9 protein-coding genes are annotated in these 26,269 nt (G+C 63.1%); 6 read left to right on the top strand and 3 right to left on the bottom strand.

Annotation, left to right across the window (positions count from 1 at the left end; genetic code table 11):
• Positions 1-35 precede the first annotated feature (35 nt).
• Complete coding sequence (locus tag AC5QPF_RS05160) at positions 36-16,331, bottom strand: autotransporter-associated beta strand repeat-containing protein (protein WP_494964127.1); 16,296 nt, start codon at positions 16,329-16,331, stop codon at positions 36-38.
• 517 nt (positions 16,332-16,848) lie between these two features.
• Here AC5QPF_RS05160 and AC5QPF_RS05155 point away from each other — a divergent pair.
• The 6 genes from AC5QPF_RS05155 to AC5QPF_RS05130 all read left to right on the top strand — a co-directional run bounded on the left by AC5QPF_RS05155 (position 16,849) and on the right by AC5QPF_RS05130 (position 21,864).
• On the top strand, positions 16,849-17,415 hold the full coding sequence (locus AC5QPF_RS05155) for a helix-turn-helix domain-containing protein (protein ID WP_494962290.1): 567 nt from the start codon (positions 16,849-16,851) through the stop codon (positions 17,413-17,415).
• Between the two features lie 83 nt (positions 17,416-17,498).
• Positions 17,499-18,011: a GNAT family N-acetyltransferase gene (locus AC5QPF_RS05150; protein ID WP_494962289.1), complete on the top strand. Its 513-nt coding sequence runs from the start codon at positions 17,499-17,501 to the stop codon at positions 18,009-18,011.
• Between the two features lie 3 nt (positions 18,012-18,014).
• Complete coding sequence (locus tag AC5QPF_RS05145) at positions 18,015-18,440, top strand: DMT family transporter (RefSeq protein WP_494962288.1); 426 nt, start codon at positions 18,015-18,017, stop codon at positions 18,438-18,440.
• Between the two features lie 293 nt (positions 18,441-18,733).
• On the top strand, positions 18,734-19,177 hold the full coding sequence (locus tag AC5QPF_RS05140; protein WP_494962287.1) for an acetyltransferase: 444 nt from the start codon (positions 18,734-18,736) through the stop codon (positions 19,175-19,177).
• Positions 19,178-19,404: 227 nt separating this feature from the next.
• The gene (locus tag AC5QPF_RS05135; protein ID WP_494962286.1) at positions 19,405-19,947 is read left to right on the top strand and encodes a cytochrome b/b6 domain-containing protein; all 543 of its coding nucleotides are present in this window, start codon (positions 19,405-19,407) and stop codon (positions 19,945-19,947) included.
• A gap of 294 nt (positions 19,948-20,241) precedes the next feature.
• Positions 20,242-21,864 carry a methyl-accepting chemotaxis protein gene (locus tag AC5QPF_RS05130; protein ID WP_494962285.1) on the top strand — a complete coding sequence of 541 codons (1,623 nt, stop codon included), beginning with the start codon at positions 20,242-20,244 and terminating at the stop codon, positions 21,862-21,864.
• A gap of 290 nt (positions 21,865-22,154) precedes the next feature.
• On the opposite strand, the gene AC5QPF_RS05125 is transcribed toward AC5QPF_RS05130, so the two are convergent.
• Positions 22,155-23,246, bottom strand: a complete 1,092-nt coding sequence (locus tag AC5QPF_RS05125; protein WP_494962284.1) for an HD domain-containing phosphohydrolase — start codon at positions 23,244-23,246, stop codon at positions 22,155-22,157.
• Positions 23,236-26,103, bottom strand: coding sequence for an ATP-binding protein (locus AC5QPF_RS05120; RefSeq protein WP_494962283.1), 2,868 nt, complete (start codon positions 26,101-26,103; stop codon positions 23,236-23,238). The genes AC5QPF_RS05125 and AC5QPF_RS05120 overlap by 11 nt, the downstream gene beginning before the upstream one ends.
• Positions 26,104-26,269: the final 166 nt, after the last annotated feature.

Genomic DNA, 26,269 nt, shown 5'->3' with positions numbered 1-26,269 from the left:
CAAGCCAGCGCTGAGGCCATCAGGTCAGCCGCGGATCAGAACTCCATGCTGAAGTTCAGGGTTACCGCATGGTCGCGGCTTTCGCTGGCCAGCTTGCCGGAGTAGCCCAGGCCCACCTTGCTCATCGGACCGACACTCATGTCCAGGCCGGCCTCGACCACCGCAGCGTCCTTGGCGATCGGAACCCCGGTGTTGCTGAACCCGGCACCGCCTTCGACGAAGCGCAGGTCCGCATCCGGCTTGGTATCGCCGAAGGCATGCTGCCAGCCGATGCTGCCGCGTGGGGTCAGGGTGGTACCGTTGCCCAGGGTGAACGACTTGCCTGCCCGCAGGCCGACGGTGGAGAAGGTCACATCCTGCTTGACGTCAGACTCCAGACGCCCTACCCCGCCTTTTTCACGGGCCTTGTCACTGTCGTAGTTGACATAGGCCAGGCCGGCGAACGGCTCCAGCGCCACGCCGCCCGCGTCGATGGCATAGCCCACTTCACCGAACACTTGCGCGGTACGTGCCTTGTAGCTGGACTTCAGGCGTTCGTTGTAGCTGCCGGCCTCGACGTAACGCTTGCTGTCGATGTCGTGCCAGGTGTAGCCGGCGCCGAGACGTGCAGCGAAGGCGTCCATCTGGTAGCTCATGTAGGCCGCCAGGTGGTAGCTGTCCACCGAGGAGTCCTGCGGCTTGCCCTTGGCGCTGATGCTGCTGTTGGTATAGCCGGCAGCGAGACCTGCGCGTACCTGGTCGTTGAGGTTGTTGTCGAAGCCGATCAGGAAGCCGGACAGGTCACGCTTGACGTTGGCCGCGTTGTGGCCTCCGTCGAAGTCACCCCAGCCGCCCACGGCACGGATCCAGCCCACCCCTTCGCCACTGCAACCGCGACCGGTGGTCTGTTGGTTGCTGTTTGGCGTTAGGGTACGACGTGGATCCTGCTCGTCGCTGCAACCGGCATCACGCATACGGTCGTTGACCGCGTCGCGGACGTAGCGCGAATCCTCGATCAGCACGGTCGCAGTGCTGGCGTAGATCTCGCCGGACAGGCTTTCGAAGGCCGCCGCCGCCTCGCTGGCCGTGGAGCTGATGATGGTATTACGCAGGCTGGCCGGCGCCGAGGCGCTTTCCAGGGCGTTCGCCACCGCACGCTGGTTGCGGGTCTGCGCCACGCTGGCGAAGGAGGTTCCGTTGCGCGCTACATCCAGGGTGACGGCGTTGGCACCGTAGTTCAGCGTGGTGTCGAGGAACACCATGCCTTCCAGATTGGTTTTGGCGAAGGTGCCGGTCACGCCACCGGTGGCCGAGACCAGGGTGTACTGGGCCGCGGTGCTACCGATGTTGGCCACGCTCAGCGTGCCGCCCAGGTTCGCCGTTCCACCCACGTTGAGGTAGTTGGTCACGCTCGGCGTCAGGGTGATCGCCAGCGTCCCGGCGTTGCTGAAGTTGCCCGCCACCGACAGGTTGTTGCCACCGGTTCCAGTAAGCACGGTGCCGTTGTTGACCAGCGAACCGACGCTGCCGGTACCGGTCAGACCGGCGTCCTTGGCGACGGTGACTTGGGCCCCGAACACGGTAGAGGTGTTGGCCGCGTTGCCGACGGTCAGACTCCCCTCCTTGACCTCGAAGGCGCCGTTGAACGGCTGGCTTCCAACGATCAGCAGGTCACCGGTGCCTTGCTTGGTGATGCTGCCGTTGCCGCTGAGGATGCCGCCGAACTGCCCGTTGGTGTCCTGGGCGAAGATAAGGTTGGCATTGTTGGTGATGTTGCCCCGCAAGCTGGTGGTGTTGCCCTTCAGCGTACCGCCGCTAACGGTGGTGCCACCGCTGTAGGTGTTGGCGCCGGTAAGGTACAGGGTGCCGGCATCCAGTTTCTCGATACCGCCGGTGCCGACCAGTGTCGCCGAGATGACCGCCGTACCGGTGCCGACGCGGACCACCGCAAGGTCGCCGCTGCTGGAGTTGATCGCCTCCAGTTCGCCGTCGGTGCCCGCCTGCACGGTGTAGCCATCAGCGAGGAACTGCAGGCCGGTGAAGGACTGCTTGCCAGCCACGGTGACGGTGCCGGACGCGCCGCCGAACACAGCGAAGGTGTTGTTCCAGGCATTGCTGCTGGTACCGGCGGTATTGGTCCAGTTGGTGGTGCCGCTGGCCCAGGTGCCATTGCCGCCGCTGACGGAGCCATCGCCGGTGGTCTTGCTGCCGTTCCAGAACAGCAGGTTGCTGCCTACCACCAGGTTGATCTGGTTGGCGATGGCAGTCTGCAGGGTAAGGTCCGCCAGCGTGGTGCCGGTTGGCAGGGTGCCGTATTCCAGGCCGTTGTCGGTGACGCTGCCGCCGTAGCTGAACAGTTGGTACACGCCCTGGCCGAAGCCGCCGGCGTTGCTGATGTTCAGCGTGCCGTCCAGGACCAGGTTGCCCGCCACCGAAACCACGGTGGTGGAACCGCCTGGCGCACCGAGGGCAAAGTTCAGGTTGCTGCCCGAGGACAGGTTGAGGTTGCCCACGCTCAGCGGTGCAGTGGCAGTGCCGGCGTTCAGGTTGGCGCCGTCGGCGATGGTCACGGTGCCGCTGTAGGTGCCGCTGCCACCGAGGCTGGCGCCGCTGGCGACCTGCACGTTGGCGCTGGCCAGGGTGCCGTTGTTGACCAGGCTGCCCGAGCTGACCAGGGTGTTGCCAGTGAGGCCGCTGGTGCCGGTGAGCAACAGTTGGCCGGTACCGGACTTGGTCAGGGTACCCGAACCGTTCAGGCTGCCGCTGTAGGTGCCGTCGGCGTTCTGCGCGAAGGTCAGCGCGCCGTTGTTGAGGATGGCGCCTTGCAGGCTGGTGGTATCGCCGGTGACGCTGCCTGCGTTGATAGCGGTGCCGCCGCTGTAATTATTGGCGCCGCTCAGGACCAGAGAACCGTTGCCGTTCTTGACCAGGCGACCGGTACCGCTGATGACACCACTCAAGGTGGTGTCCTGGTTGCCAGCCAGGGTCAGTTGCGAGGTCAGGTTGAGCGCGTTGGCCAGTTGCAGGGCGCCGGTGCTGTCCAGCAGCGAGGCGCCGGTCACGCTGACGGTGCCAGTGCTCAGGGCGTCGTTGTTGCCCAGGGTCACGCTGCCGCCGTTGAGCACGGTGCCACCGGTGTAGGTGTTGACGCCGTTCAGGGTCAGGTTGGCGCTGCCGGCCTTGGTCAGGCTGCCGGCACCGCTGACTACGCCGTTCAGGGTCAGGGCATCGCTGCCACCGATGGTCAGGCCGCCGTTGAGCACGGCGTTGTTGGCCAGGGTGACTGCGGTATTGCTGTCCAGGGTGGTGCCGGCCGCTGCGGTCAGGTCACCAGTGCCCAGTGCGCTGTTGTTGCCCACCACGAGGGTGCCGCCGTTGAGGGCGGTGCCACCGGTGTAGCCATTGGCGCCGTTGAGCACCAGGGTGCCGCCGTCCAGCTTGGTCAGGGTCCCTGCACCGTTGATCGCTACGCCCACGGTACCGGTGACGCCGGTGTCGACCCGCACGTTGGTGGCGCCGGCGCTGGTGAGCAGCTCACCGCCGATGCCATCGTTGAGGGTGTAGCCGTTGCCGGCAAACTGCAGGCCGGTGATGGCATGCGAGCCATTGACGGTGATGGTGCCGCCCGTGCCCTGGAACACCGCGAAGGTGCCGTTCCAGGCCTGGTTGAGGGTGCCGTCGGCGCTGGTCCAGTTGGTGTTGGTGGTATCCCAGACGCCGAAGCCGCCTTCCACCGTGCCATCGCCTGCGGTGTGGGTGCCGTCCCAGAACAGCACGTTGCTGGCACCGCCGACCACCAGGTTGACCTGATTGCTGACCGAGGTCTGCACCTGCGTGTCGGCGACGTCGATGCCGCCCGGCAGCGAGTTCACGGTCAGGCCGTTGTTGGTCAGGGTACCGCCGTAGCCAGCGATCTTGTAGACACCGGCACCGAAGCCACCCATGTCGGTGACATTGAGGTTGCCGTCAAGGGTCAGGTCGCCTGCGACGCTGACCAGCGCCGGGTTGCCCGACTGGGCAACGCCGAGGGCCGCATTGAGGTTGGAACCGCTGTCCAGCACCAGCGAACCGACGTTGAGGGTGTTGCCGCTCTGCAGGTTCAGGTTGCCGCCGCTGGCGACGGTGACCGCGCCGGCGAGGTCGCCGGTACCGGACAGGCCGGTGTTGGCGCCGACACTGACGGTGTTGCTCGCCAGGCTGCCATCAACCACCAGGTTGCCGCCGCTGACGGTGGTCGAGCCGGTGATGCTGTTGGTACCGGTCAGCCGCAGGGTGCTGCCACCGACCTTGTTCAGGCTGCCAGTACCGCTCAGGTCACCGGCAAAGGTACCGCCATCCACTGTCAGGGTGATGCCGTTGTCGACTTCCACGCCACCGCTGCCTTGCAGGCTGTTCAGGGTCAGGTTGCCGCCCAGGTCGAGGTTGGCGCCGCTGCTCACGTTGAGCTGCGCCGGGTTGCCCAGTGCACCGCTGCTGGTGGTCTTCAGGGTACCGGCCAAGACGTTGAAGATACCGGTGAAGGTGTTGTTGCCGCCCAGGGTCAGGGTTGCCAGGCCGTTCTTGTCCAGGGTGCCGACGCCACTGAGTACGCCGTTCAGGGTCAGGTCGCTGTTGCCGGCCACTGCCAGGGTACCGCTGATATCGACATCGTTGCCCAGGACCATGGCGCTGGTGTTGTTCAACAGCGAATTGCTGGTGACCCTCAACTGGCCAGTGCCCAGTGCCGCCGCATTGCCCAGGGTCAGGTTGCCGCTGTTCAGGGTCAGGCCGCCGGCGAAGTTGTTGACGCCGTTCAGGGTCAGGTTGCCCAGACCGTTCTTGATCAGGCTACCGCCGCCGGAGATCACACCATCGAGGGCCAGGTCGGTAGTGCCATCGAGGGTCAGGGCAGCGTTCAGCAGCACGTTGTTGGCCAGGCTCATCGCGCTGCTGGTATCCAGCTCGGAGGCACCGGTGACCGACAGGGTGCCGCTGCCCAGGGCGCGGCTGTTGCCCAGTTTCAGTTTGCCGGCCGCCAGGTTCGTGCCGCCGGTGAAGGCGTTGACCGCGTTCAGGGTCAGGGTGCTGATGCCTTGCTTGGTCAGGCTGCCGACACCGTTGACCGGACCGCTCAGGGTCAGGTCATTGGTGCCTACCAGGAGCAGGTTGCCGGCCAGGTTGACGGTGTTGGCCAGGGTCAGCGCGCCTTGGGTATCCAGCGAGGTACCGTTGGCGGCGGTCAGGGCGCCAGCGCCCAGCGAGGCGTTGTCGACCAGGATCAGGCGACCGGCGTTGAGGGCGACCCCGCCGGTGAAGGTGTTCGCCTTGCCCAGGGTCAGGAAGCCGTTGCCGTTCTTGACCAGGCTGCCGCTACCGTTGAGCACGTTGCTGACCACGCCGTTGAGGGTCAGGTCGTTGCTGCCGGCCAGGGTAAGCGCGCCGCTCACAGTGACGTTGTTGAGGATCGACACGGCCTGGTTGCTGTCCAGGGTGGTGCCAGCAACAGTGGCCAGGCCACCGGAGCCCAGCGCGCTGTCGTTGCCAAGCACCAGGGTACCGCCGTTCAACGCGGTGCCGCCTGTGTAGCTGTTGACGCCGTTGAGCACCAGGGTACCGACATCCAGCTTGGTCAGGGTGCCGGTGCCTTCGAGCGGCAGGTCCAGGGTGGCGGTGACGCCATTGTCGACCCGCACGGCGAAGTAGGTGCCGTTACGGTTGCTGATGTTCAGCGAGCCGTTGGTACCCGAGACCAGCTGGTAGCCGTCGGTCATGAACTGCATGCCGTTGACGTTCTGCTGGCCATCCACGGTGACGGTGCCGGTCGCGCCCTGGAACACCGCGAACTGGCCCTGCCAGTCGAGGTTGCCGAAGCCGTCGTACTCGGCCCAGTTTTGGGTGGTGTTGTCCCACACGCCACTGCCGCCTTCGACCAGGCCGTTGCTGGTGGTATCGACACCATCCCAGAACTGGATGACCAGGTTCGGGGAGCCCACCAGCAGGTTGACCTGGCTACTCGTACCAGTGAGCAGGGTCACATCGCTGTAAGTCACACCCGTGGGCAGATCGCCGAAGGTCATGCCGTTGTCGATCAGGTTGCCGCCGTAATCGAACAGGCGATACACACCGTTGCCCAGGCCGCCGAAGTCGGCGATGTTGAAGGTGCCCGCCATGGTCAGGTCGCTGTTCACGTTGAACAGCGCATCAGCGCTGGTGGTCAACGAACCCAGGTTGAAGTCGACGACGCTGTCCTGCGAGAGCACCAGGTTGTTGAAGGTCAGCTTCTGGCCGCTGTAGCCCACCAGGGTCGCGCCGTCGGCAAGGGTGGTGGTGCCGTTGATGCTGCCGCTACCGGTCAGGGTTGCACCAGGATCGACGTTCAGGCCGCCGCTGCCATTCAGGCTGCCGGTGACTTTCAGGGTACCGGCGCTGACGGTGTTGACCCCGGTGTTGTCGCTGGTGCCGGTCAGTTCCAGCACCCCGGCGCCAACCTTGTTCAAGCCGCCGTTGTCCGTCACGGTACCCGCGAACACGCCGTCGAGGTTGTTGCCACCGACGCTCACCTGGCCGTTGCTGATGCGCATGACGCCCGAGCCGGTCAGGCTGTCGATGTTGATATTGCCATCGACGGTCAGCCCGGAACCTGCCGCCAGGCTGGCGGACCTCAGGTCGCCCAGGGCATTGGTAACGACTGCGGTAACGTAACCGGCAAGTACATCGATGTCACCGTTGAAGTTGCCGGCGGAGAGCAGCAGCACTTCGTTGCTGCCGGTCTTGGTCAGGGTGCCGCTGCCGTTGAGCGCGCCCGTGAACCGGAGCTCGGCCGGGGTATCCAGGGTCATGTTGCCGTCGACCACGAAGGTGTTGCTGAGGATTCGCAATTGGTTGTTGCGCACGGTGGTCGCGGTGTTGCCGGCGTTGGCAACGACCGAACCGGTACCGAAGGCACTGTTGTTCCCGACCACCACGACGCCGCCGTTGAGGGTGGTGCCGTTGTTGTAGGTGTTGGCGCCGTTCAGGGTCAGGGTGCTGGTACCGGTCTTGATCAGGCTGCCGTTACCGCTGATGACACTGTTCAGGGTCAGGTTGTTGGCGCCACCGACGGTCAGGCGGCTGTCGGTCTGGATGCCGTTGGTCAGGGCCACGCCGTTGTTGGCCGCCACCAGGGTGGACGAGCCTGCGACGGTCAGGTTGCCGGAGCCCAGCGAGCCATTCTGGCCGACGGCCAGGGTACCGGCATTGAGCGTGACGCCGGCGGCGAAGTTGTTGCTGCCGTTCAGGGTCAGGGTACCCGCGCCGTTCTTGATCAGGCTGCCGCCTGCGCCAGTCAGCGCGCCGTTCAGGGTCAGGTCGGAGGTACCGCCGATGACCAGGGTGCCGAGCACGCTGAAGTTATTGGCCAGGGTCACCGCGGTGGAGCTGTCGATGCCAGCGTTGCCGGTGGTGATGTTGCCGGTACCGAAGGCGGTGTTGCTGCCCAGGGTAGTGGTGCCACCGAGCAGGAAGGTGTTGCCGGTGTAGGTGTTGTTGCCGGTCAGGAGCAGGTTGCCAGTACCGGTCTTGGCCAGGTTGCCGGTGCCGTCGATCACGCCGTTGAGCGCCAGGCTCTGGGCGCCGCTCAGGGTCAGGGTGCCGAGCAGGTGCACGGCGTTGTTCAGGCTGGCGCTGACGGTGTTGTTGAAGATACCGCCCGCTACGGTAAAGGCACCGCTGCCCAGGCCGGTGGCCGAAGCCAGGACCAGGGTGCCGGCGTTCAGGCGCACGCCGCCGCTGAAGGTGTTGTTGCCACCCAGGGTCAGCGAGGCCAGGCCGCTCTTGAGCAGGCTGCCGGTGCCGGTGATGTTGCCATTCAGGGCCAGCCCGTAGCTACCGGTGTAGGTCAGGGTGTTCGCACCCAGGGCGATGGCGTTGGCAATGGCCACGCCGGTGTTGTTCGCCGCGTCGAGGAAGGTCCCCGCCCCGGTGATGTTCAGCGTGCCACTGCCCAGCGCGGTGTTGTTGCCGACCAGCAGGCTGCCGTTGGCCAGGGTGGTGCCACCGCTGTAGCTGTTGGCGCCATTCAGGGTCAGGGTGCCCGCGCCGCTCTTCAGCAGTGCGCCGGTACCGGCCACGATGCCGTTCAGGGTGATGTCGTTGTTGTCACCGAGGGTCAGCAGCGCACCGAGGTTGATGGCGTTGGCCAGGCTGAAGGTGCCGGTGCCGGCCAGGTTGGAGGCGGCGCCGACATTCAGGGCGCCAGTGCCGATGGCGGCATCGTTGCCGACGGTCAGGGTGCCGCCGTTCAGGTTGGTCGGCCCGGTGTAGGTGTTGACGCCAAGCAGGGTCAGGTTGCCGGTACCGTTCTTGGTCAGGCCGCCTGCGCCGCTGACCAGGCCGAACAGGGTCAGGTCGGAATTGCCGATCAGGTTCAGGTTGCCGCCCAGGTGGAACGCGTTGCCCAGCGAGGTGGTGCCCAGGGTACCGAGGGTCACGCCATCGGCGGTGTTCAGGGCGCCGAGGCCCAGCGCGGTGTCGCTGCCGACCACCAGGGTGCCGCCGTTCAGGGTGGTGTCGCCGGTGTTGCCGTTGTTGCCGGTCAGGGTCAGGACACCGGCGCCGTTCTTGGTCAGGCCGCCAGCGCCATCGATGACACCGCTCAGGGTCAGGTTGTTGCTGCCGACCACGTTCAGGCCGCCCAACAGGGTGATGCCGTTGGCCAGGCTGAGGGCTGCGCTGCTGTCGAGCGCGGTGCCGTCCGCAGCGGTCAGGTGACTGGTGCCCAGCGCTGCGTTGTTGCCGACCACCAGGGTGCCGCCGGCAAGGCTGGTAGCGCCCTGGTAGGTGTTGGCACCGTTGAGGGTGAGCGTGCCGTTGCCGACCTTGTTCAGGCCACCAGTACCGGCGACCAGACCGTTCAGGGTCAGGCTGGCATTGCCTGGCAGGGTCAGGTCGGCACCGAGGTTGACGTTATTACCGAGGGTCACGGCGCCGCTGTTGTTCAGGCTGGAAACGCCGGTGACGTTGAGTGCGCCGCTACCCAGGGCTGCGCCGCTGGCGACGGTCAGGCTGCCGGCGGCCAGGGTGGTGCCACCCGAGTAGGTGTTGAGACCGCTGAGGGTCAGGTTGCCCAGGCCATTCTTGACCAGGCCACCGGCACCGCTGACCACGCCGCTCAGGGACAGGTCGCTGGTGCCCAGCAGGGTCAGGCTGTTGGCCAGGTCGATGGCGTTGGCCAACGACAGTGCCGGCGTATTGTCGAGCGTGATGCCGGTGCCGGCCACATGCAGGGTGCCGCTACCCAGGGCAGTGTTGTTGCCCAGGATCAGGGAACCGGCATTGACGGTGGTGCCACCGGTGTAGGCGTTGGCGCCGTTCAGGGTCAGGGTGCTGGTGCCGTTCTTGACCAGGCTGCCGCCGCCGGTGACCAGGCCGTTCAGGGTCAGGGCATTGCTGCCGGTCAGGTTGAGGGCGCCGAAGGTGCCGATGTTGTTCGCCAGGGTGATGGCGGTGTTGTTGTCCAGGGTGGTGTTGGCCGCCGTCACCAGGGTGCCGTTGCCCAGCGCCGCGTTGTTGCCGAGCACCAGGGTGCCGCCATTGAGCACGGTGCCGCCGGTGTAGCTGTTGGCGCCGTTGAGCACCAGGGTACCGGCGTCCACCTTGTTCAGCAGACCGCTGCCGGTCAGGCCGACATTGAGGGTCGCGGTGGCGTTCGGGTCGACACGGAAGGTGGTGTTGCCGCTGCTGTTGTTGACCAGTTGCAGTGCGCCCGGGCCATTGAGGACATAGCCGTCGACGGTGAACTGCAGACCGGTGATCGCCTGTGTGCCATTGACCGTGACGGTGCCCGCCGGGGTCTGGAACACGGCGAAGTTGCTGCTCCAGTCGCGGTTGCCGGTGCCGTTGACCGTGGTCCAGTTGGTGGTGGTCGCATCCCAGGTGCCGCTGCCGCCCTGGATCACGCCGTCGCTGACGGTGCCGGTGCCATCCCAGAACAGCACGCTGCCGTTGGCGCCGCCAACCAGCAGGTTGACCTGCGTGCCGATCGCGGTCTGCAGTTGCAGGTCGCTTGGCAGGACGCTGCCCGGCACGGAGCCGATCACCAGGCCGTTGTCGGTCAGGGTGCCGGTGTAGTCGATCAGGCGGTAGATACCGGCGCCGAAACCGCCGATATCGCTGACGTTCAGGTTGCCGCCCAGGGTCAGGTTGCCGCCCACGGAGAGCAGCGCGTTGCCGCCGGTGGACGGTGAGCCAAGGCCGACGTCGAGATTGGAGTTGGTGTTGAGGGTCAGCGAACCGGTACTGAGCTTCGTGCCGCTGTTCAGCGCCAGGTGACCGCCGTCGGCGATGTTCACCGGACCGGCGATGGAGCCGCTGCCGGTCAGGGTCGCGCCAGTATTGACCTGGACCTGGCCGCCAGCCAGGGCACCGCTGATGTTCAGCGTGCCGCCATTGACCTGGGTGTTGCCGGTATAGGTGTTGATGCCGGCCAGGGTCAGGCTGCCGCTGCCGGCCTTGACCAGGCTGCCGTTGCCCGAGATCACGCCGCTGAACAGGCTGCCGAGGTTGCTGCTACCGATGCTCAGGCTGGTGTTGTTGCCCAGGGCGACCGAACCGCCGCCGCTCAGGCCGCCGATCGCGGAGCTGGCACCGAGGTTGAGCAGCGCGCCGGTGGTGACGTTGACACCCGAGGTGTTGCCCAGGGAACCGGTGTTCAGGGTGGTCAGGCTGCCGGAAACGATATTCACCGCGCCGGTGAAGGTGTTCGCACCGGAGAGGATCAGGTCGGCCGCACCTGCTTTGACCAGAGCGCCGGCACCAGTGATCACGCCGCCCAGGTTGAGGGCGTTGTTGCCGGCCAGGGTCAGGTCGGCGCCGAGGGCGATGGCATTGCCCAGGGCAAAGGCCGCGCTGTTGTCCAGGGTCGCGGCGCCGGTGACGCTCAGGGCACCGTTGCCCAGGGCGCTGGCGTTGCCAAGGGTCAGGGTACCGCCCGCCAGCGTGGTGCCGCCGGCAAAGGTGTTGGCACCGTTCAGGGTCAGGTTGCCCGCACCACTCTTGACCAGGCCCGCAGTGCCATCGATGACACCATTGAGGGTCAGGTCGCTGTGCCCGGTCAGGTTCAGGTTGGCACCGAGGGTGATGGCGTTGGCCAGGGCGAACGCCGAGGTGGTGTTCAGGTTCGATGCGCCAGTGACGCTGAGGCGACCGCTGCCGATGGCACCCGCATTGCCGAGGGTCAGGGTACCGGCGCTGAGGGTGGTACCGCCGGTGTAGGTGTTGCCTCCGGTGAGGGTCAGATTGCTCTGGCCGTTGGAGGTCAGGCTGCCGGCGCCGCTGATCACGCCGCTGAGGGTCTGGTCGGCGGTGCCGCCCATGCTCAGGGCACCGTTCAGGGTGATGTTGTTGCCCAGGTTGATCGCAGTGAGGCTGTCGAGGGTGCCAGGGCCGGTCACGGTCACTACGCCGTTGCCCAGGGCCAGGCTGTTGCCGAGCACCAGGGTGCCGCTGCCCAGGGTGGTGCCACCGGTGTAGGTGTTGGCGCTGTTCAGGGTGACGGTCGAGGTGCCTTGCTTGGTCAGGCCACCGGTGCCGGTGATCAGGCCGTTCAGGGACAGCGCGGCGCTGCCGCCGAGAACCAGGCCGCCGTTCAGGTTGATCAGGTTGTTGAGGCTGGCGGCGCTGGCCGCCTGGAGGATCGCATTGCCGCTGGCATTCAGCACGCCGAGGCCGAGGGCGTTGTTGCTGCCCACGCTCAGGGTGCCGCCATTGAGGTTGACCGGGCCGGCGAAGGTGTTGTTGCCGGACAGGGTCAGCTTGGCGCTGCCGGTCTTGGTCAGGCCACCGGCACCGGCGATGTCGCCAGTCAGGGCCAGGTCGCTGCTGCCCAGGACGTTGACGTTGCCGGTCAGGGTGACGGCATTGGCCAGGCTCACGGCCTTGTTGGCATCCAGCGAAGTGCCGACGCCAGCGGTCAGGGTCCCGCTGCCGAACGCGGTGCTGGAACCTGCCACCAGGGTACCGCCGGACAGAAGGGTGGCGCCGCTGTAAGTGTTGGCGCCGTTCAGGGTGACGCTACCGGTACCGGTCTTGATCAGGCCGCCGATGCCGTCGATCACGTTGTCGAGGATCAGGTTGGCGCTGCCCGGCAGGGTCAGGTCGGCATTCAGGTGCACTTTGTTGGCGAGGGTCTGCGAGCCGCTGCTGGTCAGGCTGGCGGCGCCGCCGACGGTCAGGTCTCCCGCGCCGATGGCCGTGGCGCTACCGAGGCTCAGGGTACCCGCGTTGAGCGTAGTGCCGCCGGTATAGTTGTTGTTGCCGGACAGGGTCAGGGTGGCGTTGCCGGTCTTGACCAGGCTGCCGGTACCGGTGATGGCGCCGGTCAGGCCGAGGTTGCCGGTACCGCCGAGGGACAGCGCGCCATTGACGGTGATCGCGTTGGCGAGGTTGACCGCACCCGCCGCATCAAGCGCAGTGCCGTCGGCCGCAGTCACGGTGCCCGAACCCAGGGCGCTGTTGGTGCCGACCACGATACGACCGGCGTTGAGTGTGGTATTGCCGGTGAAGCCGGTGTTGGTGCCGCCCAGCAGCAAGTTGCCCGCGCCGTTCTTGATCAGGTTGCCGGCGCCGGTAATGACACCGGTCAGGCCCAGGTTGTTGCTGCCGCCGATGGTCAGGTCGCTGTTGAGGGCGACCTGGTTGGCGAGAATGGTCGAGGCGCTGCTGTCGAGTATCGAAGCGCCGCCGACGGTCAGGGAGCCAAGGCCCAGGGCAGTGTTGCTGCCCACCACCAGGCCACCGGCATTGAGTACGACGCCACCCTGGAAGGTGTTGTTGCCACTCAGGCCCAGGACGCTGGCGCCGTTCTTGGTCAGGCTGCCGGTGCCGGTGACCAGGCCGCTCAGGCCGAGGTCGGCACTGCCGCCAATGGCGAGGTTGCCGGCCAGGTTGATCTGGTTGGAGGCATTCGCGCCAGTGGTGGCGTCCAGCACGGTGCCGTCGGCGGCATTCAGCACGCTGGTGCCGAGGGCGTTGTTGCTGCCGAGGATCAGGGTGCCGGCGTTGAGGTTGGTCAGCCCGGTGTAGTTGCTGCCCACGCCGCTCAGGGTCAGGGCGCTGGCGCCGTTCTTGTTCAGGCCGCCGGAACCGGTGATGTTGCCGGTCAGGGTCAGGGCGTTGTTACCGGTCAGGTTCAGTTGGCCGGTGAGGCTCAGGGCGTTGCCGACGGTCATCGCGCTGGCGGTGTCGAGGGTGGCGCCACCGGCGGTGCTCAGGGTACCGGTGCCGAGCGCGCTGCCATTGCCCAGCAACAGGGTGCCAGCTACCAGCGCGGTGCCGCCGCTGTAGTTGTTGACGCCATTCAGGGTCAGGGTGCCGCTGCCGGACTTGGTCAGGGTGCCGGCGCCGTCGATGACGCCGTTGAGGGTCAGGGCATTGGTACCGCCGACCGGCGTGGTCAGGGCGGAGTTCAGGTGGATATTGTTGGCCAGGGTCAGCGGAACGGTGCCGGCCAGGGTCGATGCGCCGCCGACGGTGATATCGCCGCTGCCGGCGGCGCCAGCATTGGTCAGGGCCAGGACGCCGCCAAGCAAGGTGGTGCTGGCGTAGGTGTTGATGCCGGTCAGGGTCAGGTTGCTCGCGCCGACCTTGACCAGGGAGCCGGTACCGCTGACCAGGCCGCTCAGGGTCAGGTCGGAGGTGCCACCGACGTTGACGGCGCCATTGAGGGTGATGGCGTTGCCCAGGTTCAGCGAGGTATTGGCATCCAGTGTGCTGCCGGCGGCCGCGATCAAGGTGCCCGAGCCCACCGCGCCAGCCGAGCCCAGGACCAGGCGACCGGCATTGAGCTGGGTATCGCCGGTGTAGGTGTTGTTGCCGTTGAGGATCAGGTCGGCGGTGCCGTTCTTGACCAGGCCCGCGCCTGTAGCGCCGCTGATGACGCCGTTGATGCCCAGGGCGGAGGTGCCGCCGATGGTCAGGTTGCCGCCGGCGCCCAGGGTGACGCCGTTGGCGATGGAGACCGCGGTGTTGGCATCCAGCGTGGTGCCGGCACTGGCGACCAGCAGGTTGTTGGGGTTGCCCAGCGCCGTGGGGGAACCGAGGATCAGGGTGCCAGCGTTGAGCAGGGTGTTGCCGATGGTGGTGTTGGCCCCGCCCAGTGTCAGGCTCGCCGAGCCATTCTTGGTCAGGGTGCCGTTGCCGGCGATCTGGCCGTTCAGCGCCAGGTCGTTGCTGCCGGCGATGGTCAGGTTGCCGATAATGTTGATCGCATTGACGGCGAGGGTGCGCGCAGCGTCGCTGTCGAGAACGGTGTTGGCGCCCGCCGCCAGGCTGCCGATACCCAGCGCGGAGTTGCTACCGATGATCAGCTTGCCGTTGGTCAACTGCACGACCCCGGCGAAGTTGCTGTTGCCGCTCAGTGTCAGGTCGCCGGTTCCGCTCTTGATCACTTGACCGGTGCCGGCGAGCGCACCGCTGAGCGTAGTGGCTGCCGTGTTGGTCAGGGTCAGGGCGCGGGAGCCCAGGTTGATGGCGTTGCCGACGTTGAGGCCGTCGGCCAGCAGGCTGGAGTTGGCGTTCAGGGTCAGTTGGCCGAGGCCCAGGGCGGCGTTGTTGGTCAATACCAGGGTGCCGCCGGCGAGGGTCGAGTTGCCGGTGAAGTCGTTGGCGCCGGTAAGGGTCAGGGTGTTGGTGCCGTTCTTGATCAGGCCGCCGCTGCCGGAAATCTTCCCGTTGAGGGTCAGGTTATTGCTGCCGGTCAGGGTCAGGTTGCCGTTGAGCTGGACCAGGTTGTTCAGGGTCTGGGCGCTGTTGGTGTCCAGCGCCGCAGTACCGGCGATGCCCGCGGTGATGGTGCCCGAGCCGGCGGAGGCGGCGCTGTCGAGGATCAGCTTGCCGGCGTTGAGGTTGAGACCGCCGCCGAAGCTGTTGGAGCCGGTCAGGGTCAGATTGCCGGCACCAATCTTGGTCAGGGAGCCGGTACTGGAAATGACGCCACCAAGGGTCAAGGACGAGCCGGCGCCGCCGCTGTCCACGTTCAGGTTGGCGCCGTTAAGCGCGATGTTATTGGCAATGGCAATGCCCGACGTGCCGGTCAGCGTACTGGCGCCGGTCACGTTCAGGCTGTTGGTGCTGGCGCCCAGGGCCGCAGCATTGCCCAGGGACAGGGTGCCGGCGGTCAGGGTGGTGTTGCCGGTCAGGGTGTTGACACCGTTGAGGGTCAGGGTACCGGTACCGGTCTTGATCAGGTTACCGCTGCCGCTCAGGACACCGGAGAGGGTCAGGCCCAGGTCACTGGTCGCCGTCAGGTTGCCGATCAGGTTCAGGTTGCTGCTGACGGTCGAGTTGGTACCGCTGACGTTGCCCAGGCCGCCGCCGTTGACGTTGACCGACGTGACCCCCAACAAAGCGTTGGAGTCGACCCGCAACAGGCCGCCGTTCAGGTTGACGTTCGGGCTGGTGGTGCCGGTCTTGAACAGCTGGTTGGTCATGGTCCAGGTACCGCTGGAGACGACCAGGTTGTTGAAGTTGACGTAGTTGGTAGCGTTGATCGTGCCGGTACCGTTGGTGCCGGAGCCGCCACCGATGGCGTTCATCAGGTTCAGGGTGTTGCCGTTGTTGAGCAGGCCGCCGTTGACGATACCGGCAGCTGAATAGGCGATACCCAGGCCACCCAGAACACCAAGGTCGACCCCGATACCCGACCCGGCGCTGACCAAGGACCCGGTAATCGCGTTGAAGGTGTTCGCACCGGAAACGCCCGCAGTACCTGTACCCAGGTTGATACTGCCGTTGACCGTGCCGGCGTTGGTAAAGATGTTGCCCGAGACCGACGCCTGCATGGCGATCCGACCCGTGATGACACCGCTGGTATTGTTGGTCATGCGGTTTTGCGCGCCACCGCGCAGCGCAACGACCGCCATGTCCTCGGCGATGACCGATAGTCCGACCAGCGGCGTACCACCGATGATCCCGGAGTTGTTCACCGTCGTGGTGCCACCGGCGCCGTTCTGCACGATCAGGCCGATACCTGTCAGCCCGAGCAGGTTGACCGAGAGAATGTCCGAGGTACCGAGTATCTGTCCGCCGGCGTTGTTGTTGACGGTTACCGTGCTACCGGCGGCGTTGTTGATCTGCAAGCCGCTGGCGAGGGAAACAAGGCCGCCAAGCAGCGAGGGATCGATCTTGCCGGAGTTGTTGACGGTCGTGCCGGTGCCGGTCAGGAGCACGGAGTTGATCGTGCTCGAGACCCCCGGGACGATCTGGGCATCGGCCTGCACATTGAGCGTCAGGTTGCTGGTCGCCGAAACGTAACCGGCGATGGTGCCGCCCGAACAGGTGACCGTGGGAGTACCCGTACAGGCCGCGAGCGCCTCGGGCGTGAAGAAACCGGAAACCATACCGGCTGCAGCCATGCTGATGGCCAGCGGCAATGGGGCAAAAAGGGCGGTACGGGATTTCTTGGCGGTTCTTCTGTCCACGAGCGTCTCCTTCGTGGATCAGGCAAATCCGTTTGTGAATGCGTGCTGGCGTGACGCGCCATCCCCCTCAGGAACTACACACACTGCATGTCGAACTGCCTGACCCTGGCGAATACAGGTTCCTTGATGGGGGTGATTTGTAGCCAAAAACTTGGATCCACGCCGGACAATTCGTACACGCGCTTAGTATTAATCCTTTAGTGATAATCCCCGGAAACAGGGAGTGGAACCGAGGCGGGGCGCGGGCTTGAGCTGACGAACGGTCACGCCAGGATGAAAATTCTTTTAAAATCGCCGCCCCATAAAAATTGTTTCAATATGTTACAAATTGAATCCAGGCGTCTTTTCGAGTGATTGAAAATCCGTACAGATGGTAAAGGAACCCCTGCCGAACCCGGGCTTGAGCCTCGCGCCGGGCGTCCACTATAGTGACGGCATGACTACCGATAACGATCTCGACGCCCGCATTGGCGCACGCATCCGCACCGAGCGGGAAAGCCGCGGCTGGTCCCTTACCGAGCTGTCGCAGCGCGCCTCGGTTTCCCGCGCCATGATCCACAAGGTCGAGCGCGGCGAAAGCAGCCCCACCGCCAACCTCTTGGGCAAGCTCTCCGGGGCCTTCGGGCTGAGCATTTCCAGCCTGATCGCCCGCGCGGAAACCCGACAGGGCCGCCTGCTCCGCGCCTCGGACCAAAGCGTTTGGGTGGACCCGGAAACCGGCTATCTGCGCCGGCATGTCTCGCCGCAGTCCGACCTGCCCGTGGATCTGCTGCAAATCACCCTCCCCGCCGGCAAGCACGTGCCCATGCCCGCCTCCGCCTATGCCTTCCAGCGCCAGTTGGTCTGGGTACTGCAGGGGCAGCTGGTGTTCATCGAGGGAGACGTACGACACGCCATGCAGTCCGGCGACTGCCTGGAACTGGGGCCGCCGGTGGATTGCGAGTTTCGCAATGACAGTGACGCTGACTGTGTCTATGCGATTGCCCTACTGAAAAGCCGCTGACTTTTTTCGCGATGTTGCGAGCTTGCGCCAGCAGTCCACTATGATGGATTATCCATCCATCATAGTGACAACCGGAGCTTGCCATGATCATCCGCGACGCCCTCCCCGGCGACATTCCCGGCATTACCCTTATCTATAACGACGCGGTCGCCCACTCCACGGCGATCTGGAACGAAACCCTGGTGGACACGGCCAACCGCCTGGCCTGGCTGGCTGATAGACAACGAGCGGGTTATCCCGTGCTGGTGGTGGTCGATGACGCGGAGGACGTGCTGGGTTACGCCTCCTTCAGCGACTGGCGGGCGTGGGATGGCTACCGGCATACCGTCGAACATTCGGTCTATGTGCGTGGTGACCAGCGGGGCAAAGGCCTGGGTGAACGGCTGATGCGCGCCCTGATCGAACGGGCCAGGGCGATTGGCAAGCATGTCATGGTCGCCGGCATCGAGGCCGGCAACCAGGGCTCCATCGGCCTGCATGAAAAGCTCGGCTTCGAGAATGTCGGGCACTTGCGGGAAGTGGGGGCCAAGTTCGGCAACTGGCTGGACCTGGTATTTCTCCAGCTCAAGCTGGATCAGCGCGTCGTGCCGGAGTAGGTCATGGGCTGGATCGTTGCGCTGCTGATGGCGGCCGGTGCTGCGCTGGTCATCCAGAACCTGCTGATGGTGCAGATCACCAGCACGGTCTCGACGGTGCTGATCACCTTGCTGGTCAACTCGGCGGTGGGGTTCGTCATCCTGCTCGGCTTGCTGCTTGGGCGCTCGGGGCTGGCCGGGATTGGCGAGATGCTCGGGGCGCTGCGCTACTGGAGCGTGCTGCCGGGGGTGCTGGGGTCGTTTTTCGTGTTTGCCAGTATCTGCGGGTATCAACGGCTGGGGGCGGCGGTGACGATTTCGGTGTTGATTGCCAGTCAGCTGGTGGTGGGGCTGGGGGTGGATGCGGTGAGGGCGGGTGGGGTTGCGGCGTCTTCCGTGGTGGGGGTGGTCTTGTTGGTGGGTGGGGCGTGGTTGGTGGCTTCGCGGTGAGTGTCGGTATTGCGATGCTTGCGGCTTGCCTTGAGGGATCTGACACTCCCCGCAAGCAACCGGAAAGAATGAGTCTGGAAAGCCATCGAGAGACGTGCCGCTCGCGTCCGTCAATTTTTATTGACACCTTGCTGCCCTGCTTAGTATCGTCCCGCCTCCCTCCTTTCCGGCCACCTGCGCTGTGCACCGCCCAGGCGTTAATTCGCGAAGCGGTCATTCAAGGTTGCCGACACTGATGTCCGCTGTTCTCCAGCGGGCCTGATTTCCAATCAAGTGTTCTAAGGATGACTGCAATGATCATTCGTCAGGCGACCAACGCCGACCACCCGCTCCTGCTCGACCTCTGGCTGCGTTCTGTTCGCGCCACCCACCACTTTCTGCAACCTTCCGATATAGACGCACTGCTTCCACAGCTTCGCGATGTCTACCTGCCCGCTGTTGAGTTATGGGTTGCGGTAGACGAGCAGGAGCGTCCGTTGGGTTTTATCGGGCTGAATGAAAAACATGTGGAAATGCTCTTCATCGAGCCTGATCTGCGCGGCCAGGGCATCGGCCGAGCGCTACTTGATCATGCCCGCCGTTCAAAGGGTGAGCTGAGTGTCGATGTAAATGAACAGAATCCCAAGGCGGTGGGGTTTTACCTGCATTACGGGTTCGTGCAAACCGGTCGTTCGCCGCTGGATGGAGAGGGACGGCCATTTCCCCTGCTACATCTGAGCTTGCGCGGCCAGGACTGACAAGCTGAAGCCTGTTCGGAGTGACGGCGAACCCGGAATTGCACAAACAGGTTTCGGTGGCTGTGAATCATCGAGTTCCGTGACATATCCCTGAAAAACAAAAAGGCCTGCATCGATCAATGCGGGCCTTTTTCATTTCCAAGGGTCAGTCCTCCCGCACTTCAGACTTCCTTAAGCTTCAGATGGCACCTTGGCATCACCGATTCCCACTCCAAGAGACCACGTGTATGAAGCGCGATTCCAACATCGATCGATATGGTCGCCTGTCCATCATCATGCATTGGAGCATGGTGCTCCTGTTCATCGGTCTCTATGCCTGCGTCGAGCTGCGGGGAATGCTGCCCAAGGGCCATGCCTTGAAAGGCCCGCTGCTGGGTTTCCATGGCTTGCTGGGACTGGCGGTATTCACGCTGGTCTGGGTTCGTCTGCTGGGACGCCTGAGTCCCCGTCCTCCGATCCGTCCGTATCCTCCGGCGTGGCAAAACACCTTGGCGAGTCTCATGCATCTGGCGCTTTACGCACTGATGATCGCCACGCCATTGCTGGCCTGGCTGATGCTGGCTGCGGCAGGCAAACCGCTGCCGTACTGGGACGTCTCGCTGCCATCGCCGATCGCCCTCGATCCCACCCTGGCCCGACAGCTCAAGGACTGGCACGAATGGTTGGGCAGTGCTGGTTACTGGCTGATCGGTCTGCATGCTGTTGCGGGGCTGGTGCACCACTACTGGCTCAAGGACAACACTCTGAAGCGCATGTTGCCCGGCCGTTGAGGACGGAGGGAGCAACTGCGTAACGGGTCGAGGCAACTGATCACCTTCGCTTTCTGGCGGGCTGCTCCAGATCAATCAAACGTCGATTATTTCTTCGTGAATAAAAATAAATTCGTGGAGCGCGTTATATGAAGCTCATAAAATTTAAATGCGAGGACGCGAGTATCAACAACAACCAGTCGAACATGCCATTTCGGAAAAATAACAATTACCGTTTAGGTGACGACTTAATTTGCTCGCCAACTAACGACATGCCTTGCCTCTAACCGTGCTTCAGATACTCGGGAATTCATCATGTGGTTCAGACAAATACGGATTGGCCTGCGTTCAACATTTGCTTTTTCATCTCTAGGGCTGCTGTTGCTAGTCCTGGGCATCATCGCCCTTTATCAGATGAAGGAGATGGATGCCCGAAGCGAAGAAGTCAATGGCAATTGGGTTCCGTCTATCGTGGCAGTCAACGACATGAGCGTGGCCAGTTCGCGGGTTCGCGCATTGACCTTGCGCTTTGCCCTGGTGGAAGGGGCCGCGCGTGAAAGCACGCTGCGCAGCCTGGAGAAGGCCCAGGTTGACCTGGACGCCGCGGAGCGCCGCTACGAGCCATTGATTTCTTCAAAGGAGGAGCGCAGCCAGTACGATACCTACAAGGCCGCCAAAGCCCTGTACATGGAGCAGTCCAGGCTGACGATCTCGTTGAGCCAGTCCGGGGATCTGGCTGGCGTCAGGCATGTCGTGGGTGAAAAGCTGGGCCAGTATGCCGAGGATATTGCCAGCGCGCTGGGTCAACTGACCCGCATCAATAGCGAGGGTGCCCAGATGGCTTCGACTGCCAGCGACGCGACCTTCGGCATCTCGGTGAAACTGGTCGCTACCCTGATGGTGGTGGCCGTGTTGCTGACCATCGCATTAGCGATGGTCTTCACCCGCAGCCTGGTTATTCCATTGGCACAAGCGGTAGAGCAAGCCCGGATCGTCGCCTCTGGCGACCTGAGTCGGCGCTTCGAGATCAAAGGCAAGGACGAGCCGGCGCAATTGCTCAATGCCTTGCAGGAAATGCAGACCAGCCTGCGTAGCACTATCCAGCATATCGCCGACTCCGCCAGCCAGTTGGCCTCTGCTTCCGAGGAATTGCACTCGGTAACCGAAGACTCGACGCGCGGGCTGCATCAGCAGAACGCCGAAATCGAACAGGCCGCCACCGCCGTCAATGAAATGACCAGCGCAGTGGAAGAGGTGGCGCGCAATGCAGTCAGCACCTCGGAAGCTTCAAGCCAGGCCGACCAGACTTCACGCAACGGTCGCGAGCAGGTCGGGCAAACGGTCAGTTCCATCGTCCGTCTGGCCGAGGATGTTGCGCAGACCTCCGGCAGTGTCGAGCAACTGGCCAACCACGTGCGCGACATTAGCCAGGTACTGTCCGTCATCCGTGCGATCGCCGAGCAGACCAACCTGCTGGCACTCAATGCCGCCATCGAGGCCGCTCGTGCCGGTGAACAGGGGCGCGGATTTGCCGTGGTGGCGGACGAGGTTCGGGCGCTGGCGCATCGAACCCAGCAATCGACCCAGGAAATCGAGCAGATGATCGCGGCCATCGACCAAGGTACCAGCCAAGCCGTGGCATCAATGCGCACCAGTTGCGAGCGGGTCGAGTTCACCCTTGAGGTCGCCCGTGCCGCTGGCGTAGCACTGGAGGAAATCGCTCAGTCGATCTCTTCCATCAACGAACGCAACCTGGTGATCGCCAGCGCTTCGGAAGAACAGGCCAACGTCGCTCGTGAGGTCGACCGCAACCTGCTGAATATCCGCGACCTGTCTCAGCAAAGCTCAGCCGGTGCCGACCAGACCAGCGCCGCAAGCCAGGAGCTGTCCAGACTGGCGGTCGATCTGAATGGTGTGGTGCAGCGCTTCCAGTTGTAAGCAGTGGGTAATCTTACTCCAGGCATCACCCCTCAACCGGCTGGCAACTGTCGGAATCTGATGGAACACCATAACGAAAAAACCCGCCGGAGGGCGGGTTTTACGGGGTTCCTTCCCGAAGGATGCGAACCCGTCGTTCCACGGGGCCATCTCTGAATCATGATTCCCACAGGGCGGGACAGTTATCGATTTGCTATGCCAGCAGAGGCAGCGCCCGCCGCCAGTCTTCGCCGAAGGGTTGATGTCATGCATGCGGACCCCGAGCCCCAACCTTTCCCGATGCGACCAACTCACTGCATCTGGCACTGAGTCTTTTCCTCACCAGCAACCTGCTGGCTACCCTTGAAAAAGAGCTCGATCTGCGAAAAGAGGCTACACATCACCTGGACCAGTGTCGGATCAAAATGCTTCCCCGACTGCTCGACTATATATGCTTGGGCACGCTCCGCTGACCAACTCGGCTTGTAAGGCCGTGGCATACGCAGGGCGTCGTAGACATCGCACAGCGCCACGATGCGCGCCTCCAAGGGGATCGCTTCACCTGCAAGCCCTCGCGGATAGCCGCTGCCGTCCCATTTTTCGTGGTGACAATAGGCAATCTGGGCTGCCATTCCCGTCAGTTCGTCCACCGGGTCATCATGCAGAATGTTGTACCCGATAGTGGGATGCTCCATGATCACCTGCCGCTCTTCGGTGGTCAGCACACCCTCTTTGAGCAAAATGTGATCCGGTATGCCGATCTTCCCCAGATCGTGCATGGGCGAAGCCTTGCGCAATTGCTGACACCAGTTTTCAGGCATGCCCGCGCCCTGTGCCAGTAGCGCCGAAATTTCTCCTATCCGATAAATATGCTCACCCGTTTCATTGTCTCGATAGCTTGCGGCCCTTCCCAATGCGCGTATCGCTGCTTGGTAGCTCGCGTGCAATTGCATCGTGCGCTGCAGGACCTGGACCTCAAGATCCAGATTCAGTTGTTGAAGCTTCTGGGTCGTTTGAGCCAAGCGCAGGCAATTACGTACTCGTAATACCAATTCGGGCAAATCCAGAGGTTTGGTCAGATAGTCGTTGGCGCCCAGCTCCAGCCCCCTGCGTCGGCTCGTAGCGTCAGTCAGTGCGGTTAGAATTATGACTGGCTGCCTGGAGCGATCACGTCCTGCGAGCTTTTCCAATATCTGGAAACCGTCCGGCGCCGGCATGTCGAGATCGAGCAGCAACAGGTCCCAAGGATTGCTATTCAGCCACTGCAGCCCTGCTGCCGAATCATTGAAGCTACTGACATTGGATAAGCCAAATGCTTTCAGGCTCGATGAAAGCAGGCGCAAGTTCGCTGCCACGTCATCGATGAGAACGATGCGGACATCGGAAGGAATATCAGTGAACATCGCTATGCTCCTGTTCAAGCAGGACGCCAATGAGCTCTGCCAGCTCATCACTATCCAGCGGCTTACCCAAAACCCCTTGGAACTCGATACCCAGCATGGCTAGGCTGCGCGGGGTGCTGCCAATGAGTATCAGGGACATATCTTGTCCCTGAGCGCACCGCCTGATCTGCCGAAGAGTGTTGATTCGCGAGGCATCCTCTTCGTCGCAGTCAACCAGCAGAATCGCCGGTGCGCCTTTCTCACGAACATCGGCCAGACAGTGAGCGAGTGGGCCCTCCTGAAACTCGATATGGTCAGCATGCAGCAATCGGAAGGTATCCATCGCTCCAGGATCCGAACCGGAGTAGAACAATCGAGGACGGGGGAGTGCGCGCACTGGATTCATCGCACGTTCTGCGCCCCTGGCCAGCTCTATCCAGAACCGGCTTCCCTCTCCTGGCACGCTGTATAACCCCATCTTGCCCTCCATGAGTGACGCCAGTTCCCTACAGAGGGCCAGGCCGATCCCTGTGCCTTGAATGGCGGTGTTTTCTTTTCCCAGACGCTGAAACGGCTCGAACAACTCGCCTTGCAGGGACGGTTCTATTCCCATCCCACCGTCTTCGACATAGATGCAAACTCCATCTGGTTTTTGCTCCGCCCCGATGAGTAACTTGCCTTGTGGACGGTTGTACTTGATGGCGTTGGACAGCAAGTTGAGCAGTACCTGTCGCAGCCGTCTCGGCTCCGCCCAGACGTCCAGGCCTGGTGGAGGCTTGATCAATTCAAGGTGCAGCCCCGCACTCTGGGCTTGCGGGCCGATCATTTCTGCACATTCCTCCAGCAGGCCAAGCAGAGGAACGGCAACCAGCGTCAGCTTCTGGGTTTCTGCCTGGAGGCTGGACCAGTCGAGCAGGTCATCCACCAAGTTTCCAAGATGCTGGCTCGCTCCCAGAATCTCCTGAAGAGAATCACGGCTCTGTGAGTCGTTGGCTTGCATGCTCATCAACTGAGCAAAACCATGAATGGCGTTCAGCGGTGTGCGCAACTCGTGGCTCATGCTGGATATGAAACGTGACTTGGCTCGGCTAGCCGCCTGTGCCTGCAAGGTACGGTCGCGAAGGTCTTCCTCGGTGCTCTTGAGCGTGTCGATATCGACCAGGGTCCCTAGCGCTATGCGCGTACCCTCAATTGAATCGTCCAGCGTACGGCCTTGGCAGAGCAGCCAGAGCCAACTGCCATCTTCCCGCAGCAGCCTGAGCTCGACCTCTATGCGCGGCGCTCGGCCAGCTCGCAGGCTATCCAGAGCATCGACAAATTGAATTGCACTCTCTGCCGATAGGCGCGCCAGGAAACCTTCACGGGACATTCCCGCGACAGGCAAGCCAAGGCGTTTGCACAAGCCACCGCGAAACGTGATGCCATCATCTTCAAGATGGTATTCCCACATACCGGAAGTTGGGTTATCGATCAGCGACATCAAGCGTCGCTGGGCCATTTGCCTTTGTTGTTCGCTGGTAGCCAACTGCCCACCCATGGTCAAGACACTGCCCGCCATGTCGTCCAGTTCGCGAATGGACGAGTGGGTACGTACTGGCTGCCATTGTCCTCGACCGATTTCCCCCAGCATTCGGCCTATGCCTGAGATGGGCTGACGAAGCCGCTCGCTCAGATGGCGCGAGCGCATCCACAGGATACTGAAGAACACCAGATAGAACCCGAGAAGACCAATGATCATCAGGTAACCGATGTTGCGGTAGTGGGAAGCCAGGGCATTGGTCGCCGCCATGACCTGTTCCTTGTCAACCACGGCCAGCAGTCGCCACCCCGTACTAGCGATGGTGTTCCAGGCAATCAAGTGCGCCCGTCCCTTCAGCGACACTTCCAGCGTCCCCTGGGGACTTTCCAGCAAACGCGCGGCAAGTTCACGGGTGTCGCCGCGCGACTTCAGATTGAAATCTTCGGGCTTGAACAGCTCACTGCTCAGTTTCTGCAAGTGGCCATCTTGGGTCAGCTCACGCAGATCGAAATCGTGTTCGGCTTGCTCGGGCATTGCCATGATCGTTGAGTCGGCGGAAACCAATAACAGATAGCCGCTCCAAGGCAGCTTGAGTTTGTCAATTTGGGTCAGAAGCTCGTTGACGGTCACGTCGATGCCCGCCACCCCCTCCAGGAAATCGTCGTTGTAGACCGGGGCGATCGCCGACATCATCCAGCCATGCCCCGCAGGATCCAGGTACACGTCGGTCCAGCGTACATCTCTGTCCGGATTATGCGCGGCATCGGCAAGATAGTAGAAATTGAACTCGGGAATTCGCATGTCCGGGGGATACTGCTGGTCGGTACGGAACCACGGATAGATGCGGTTATAGCTATCCCAGCTATTGAAGTAGAGGCTGGCTATGGTTCTGTCATGGAGCTTTATCTCCTTGAACAGCGGATCGAGTGTGGATAAACGTGCGACCTTGGCTAAGTCCTGCTGCTGCACTGGCGTTACCGAGGAATAGAACGATGCCGCTCCTCCCCGGTCTTCCGGGCTGTAGCGTGCGCCCTGCGCCGATAGCGCCAGAGGCTCATCAGCCGCAGTGACCGGGCGTTGCAATGACTCTTGAGTCATCCGGGCAAGCAGTGCGGTGGTATCGCCAATATGCTGGAGCTGGTTCTCGATTATGAGCGCGTTTTGCTCCGCACTGGACCCCAGGCTGTCATTGGCGCTGCGTCCCAGATAGGCCAATTGTGCATCACGTATGGCCTGGTTGCTCAGAAGATAGCAACCCACCAGCACTGTCTCGACGAGGATCAGCGGAATCAAGGCACTGCCCACAAAGGCGCGCCACATCCACTGCCTAAGTCCTGTTCGAGTGGATGCTCCGTTCATCTCCCCCCCACCTGCATAATGTCACAAGGCCACTACTGTTATAACTCATTTTCTGCATGGGTAGAAAGAACTACATTCGACTTAAAATATAATTCTTTACACCCCCATAGAATGAAAACCACTTTCATCAGACAACGATGAAAGCCATGGTTTATTTCTACCGGAC

It is taken from the genome of Pseudomonas sp. Con_6 (genome assembly GCF_059379395.1).
Note: the sequence above shows the minus strand (reverse complement) of the source record. Positions and strands in the feature narration are given on the sequence as shown.